2 protein-coding genes are annotated in these 2,510 nt (G+C 50.2%); both read right to left on the bottom strand.

Annotated features, from left to right (window positions below):
• On the bottom strand, positions 1-1,219 hold a 1,219-nt coding region (locus NP589_RS21370; protein ID WP_256608781.1), incomplete at its 3' end, for an MCP four helix bundle domain-containing protein.
• A 183-nt stretch (positions 1,220-1,402) separates the two neighbouring features.
• The coding region (locus tag NP589_RS21375; RefSeq protein ID WP_256608782.1) for a methyl-accepting chemotaxis protein at positions 1,403-2,510 on the bottom strand (1,108 nt) is incomplete at its 5' end.

A 2,510-nucleotide genomic window follows, 5' to 3' on the forward strand; every position in this document is an offset into this window, starting at 1 on the left:
AGATGTTATCCACGTATTCGGCCGCGACATTCAAAGGTCCGATCACCGCATCCAGGGTGCTGTTGACGCCTTCGACAATTTTACGGAAATCGCCTTGGTGTTTGCTGGCGTCGGCGCGGGTGGCAAGACGCCCTTCAACGGCCGCGGTGGACAGCATGTTGGCGTCAGTAACCAATGCCCTGATGTTGTTTCTAACTAAATCAATTATGTCGTTGATGAACTTTTTCTTACCCGGTAACTTTTCAACATCGGCATCCAAATTGCCTTTGCCGAATTCCATGAAACAGTTCATGGCCATCTTTTTAACCGCGATATGTCCATTGACCATATCGTTAACGCCTTTGGCGACAGTTTTGAAACTGCCGTGGAATTTTTGTTGATCAACCACTACGTCAATGTCGCCTTTTTCATGTTCGGCGGACATATTATCCATCTCGGTTATCAATACTTTGATGTTATCGCTAAGCTGCTTCATATTTGCCATAACGCTGCTGTTATCGCCGGCTTTGAGTTGAATATCGGTGGTCAAATCCCCTTGCGAAATTTTATAGGCTAAATCCGCTACAAAATCGGGTTCCCCTCCCAGTTGGCGCATCAGGTTGCGGGCAATGAAAAATCCCAAGGTGCCGATAGCCAATAATGTTAGCAGGGTAATGATGACCGAAATGGTATTGGCACTGGACTGAGTTGCAACCGCTTCAGCTGATGCGTTCTTGCCCAAACGTTGGTTATAGTCGCTATGATTTTTAAACGCATCCAACAGCTTATCCACCACAGCCTGATTGCCCATCATCAAAACTCGAGCTTCGGCATTTTTATTCTGCCTGGATAAGTCACGAATTTTGAGCCGTAATTTGTCGTATTCCGCCAAGCTGGCTTTGTCTTCCTGAAACAGTTTTTTGTCCTCATCATCCGCCAAAAGCTTTTCGTAATCGCTCAAAAGCTTATCGATATTTGCGCGTTTTTTTTCGATTTCCTCCTCGACGCCGGCCATTGCCGTATCGTCGGTTTCTGTCAAATGCTGCCAGACATGCGCGCGGACTCCGGATATCTCCCCAACAATATCGTTAAGCAACAACACGCTAGGCAAGGTATTGATAGTATTAAAATTGGTAGCGGTATACACCTTGTCGATCTGCACATAGTTGAAGCCGGCCAAACCAGCCAAACCCAATATGGCGGAACCGATTAATAACAACAAACGTTGTGTGACTGTCATTTTTTTTACCCTCATGCAATTTAAAATTTTGATTCGCTCACGCGCTCAGTAGGTACATCATCCTTTTAAAGCGCCGACTTCACGTCGCCACGCTGCCGACTTCCCTTTTTAGTCGCCAGTTGATTAAAAGTTAATACCGGCTCTTTCTAGTTCATAAACAACCAGCTTGAGATGGCTTCGGTTTTATAAATGTGCTTGTTTTTTTAATGTCACGATTGCAACACTAACTTGGCTGGAGGCCAACGCAAATGCGCTACCTGCATCCAGTAAGGACTCCGCTTTTTCATATTGGCCGCTGTTAATAACCTCGGCCACTTTCCCGGCTTCGCGATGAAACAGCGCATGTCTATTCAGACAGTCCTGAAAGCCCGACAAATGCCGGTATTGCCGGTGTCCGCCGCCGTGCAACCATTTGCCCAATTTGCAGCAATCGTCCCGGCCAATGGTCGCGGCATCCATGTGTTCATGCTGACTGATACCGCGCCGCAGTTTAACTTTCCACTCACTGTGTGCTTGGATAGCTGCATCCAAGTCAATGGCGTCATCCTCCTCTGTGGCTTTTGCACTTGCCGGCTTTACACTTTCTGACCGACGCGATGCTGCCTGGGCCGCAGACCTGCTGACATCGTGTCCGGAAGAGATAATTTTGAAAAAACTCATCAAAGTTTGCAGTTGTTCTGCCTGCCCGGTCATTTCCTCTGCGGTTGCCGCCAGTTGTTCGCTGGCGGACGCATTCTGCTGAGTAATCTGGTTCATCTGGTTCATCGCATTGTTGACCTGGCTGACACCGGCCGATTGCTCTTGCGACGCAGCGGCAATCTCCTGCACCAAGTCGGAGGTTCTGGCGATACTGGGCACAATTTCGTCCAACAGTTTGCCGGCGCTTTCGGCTGTTTCCACGCTGTTTTCCGCCAACTCGCCGATTTCCTGCGCCGCCACTTGGCTGCGCTCGGCTAGTTTGCGCACTTCCGCGGCCACGACCGCAAAGCCTTTGCCGTGATCGCCGGCGCGGGCGGCTTCGATGGCAGCGTTCAGTGCCAACATGTTGGTCTGATAAGCAATGTCATCGATGATGCCGATTTTTTTGGCAATCTCGCGCATGGCGTCAACAGTCTGCTTAACGGCTTCTCCGCCTTGGCTGGCTTCGGTGGCCGCTTTGCTGGCCATGCCGTCGGTGACTTTGGCGTTGTCGGCATTCTGGTTGATGCTGGCCGCCATTTGCTCGATGCTGGCGCTGGTGATCTCGACGCTGCCCGCTTGCTCGCTGGCGGCTTGCGACAGGGATTGAGAA

The organism is Methylomonas rosea, assembly GCF_024505055.1.
Lineage (GTDB): Bacteria > Pseudomonadota > Gammaproteobacteria > Methylococcales > Methylomonadaceae > Methylomonas > Methylomonas rosea.